General features: G+C 57.6%; 1 rRNA gene (only partly in view). It reads right to left on the bottom strand.

Going from position 1 to position 1,293, the window contains the following annotated elements:
* A 23S ribosomal RNA gene (locus AB0F62_RS42380) occupies positions 1-1,273 on the bottom strand; its annotated part reaches 1,922 nt to the left of the window's first position; the annotation flags it as partial.
* Positions 1,274-1,293: the final 20 nt, after the last annotated feature.

Raw genomic sequence — 1,293 nt, 5'->3', positions numbered from 1 at the left:
TGCAATGACACGACTTCGGCGGTACGCTTGAGCCCCGCTACATTGTCGGCGCGGAATCACTTGACCAGTGAGCTATTACGCACTCTTTCAAGGGTGGCTGCTTCTAAGCCAACCTCCTGGTTGTCTCTGCGACTCCACATCCTTTCCCACTTAGCGTACGCTTAGGGGCCTTAGTCGATGCTCTGGGCTGTTTCCCTCTCGACCACGGAGCTTATCCCCCGCAGTCTCACTGCCGCGCTCTCACTTACCGGCATTCGGAGTTTGGCTAAGGTCAGTAACCCGGTAGGGCCCATCGCCTATCCAGTGCTCTACCTCCGGCAAGAAACACACGACGCTGCACCTAAATGCATTTCGGGGAGAACCAGCTATCACGGAGTTTGATTGGCCTTTCACCCCTAACCACAGGTCATCCCCCAGGTTTTCAACCCTGGTGGGTTCGGTCCTCCACGCGGTCTTACCCACGCTTCAACCTGCCCATGGCTAGATCACTCCGCTTCGGGTCTTGGGCATGCGACTCAAACGCCCTATTCGGACTCGCTTTCGCTACGGCTACCCCACACGGGTTAACCTCGCCACACACCGCAAACTCGCAGGCTCATTCTTCAAAAGGCACGCAGTCACGAGACACCAGCAAGCTGATGTCCGACGCTCCCACGGCTTGTAGGCACACGGTTTCAGGTACTATTTCACTCCGCTCCCGCGGTACTTTTCACCATTCCCTCACGGTACTATCCGCTATCGGTCACCAGGGAATATTTAGGCTTAGCGGGTGGTCCCGCCAGATTCACACGGGATTTCTCGGGCCCCGTGCTACTTGGGTGTCGTACAAGCAAGCCGCTAATGTTTCAGCTACGGGGGTCTTACCCTCTACGCCGGACCTTTCGCATGTCCTTCGCCTACATCAACGGTTTCTGACTCGCCCAGCCGCCGGCAGACGACTGAAGTACGATCCCACAACCCCACATGCGCAACCCCTGCCGGGTATCACACGCATACGGTTTGGCCTCATCCGGTTTCGCTCGCCACTACTCCCGGAATCACGGTTGTTTTCTCTTCCTGCGGGTACTGAGATGTTTCACTTCCCCGCGTTCCCTCCACACTGCCTATGTGTTCAGCAGTGGGTGACAGCCCATGACGACTGCCGGGTTTCCCCATTCGGACACCCCCGGATCAAAGCTTGGTTGACAGCTCCCCGGGGCCTATCGTGGCCTCCCACGTCCTTCATCGGTTCCTGGTGCCAAGGCATCCACCGTGCGCCCTTAAAAACTTGGCCACAGATGCTCGCGTCCACTA

Source organism: Streptomyces sp. NPDC026673 (assembly GCF_040638135.1).
Classification (GTDB): Bacteria; Actinomycetota; Actinomycetes; order Streptomycetales; family Streptomycetaceae; genus Actinacidiphila.
Note: the sequence above shows the minus strand (reverse complement) of the source record. Positions and strands in the feature narration are given on the sequence as shown.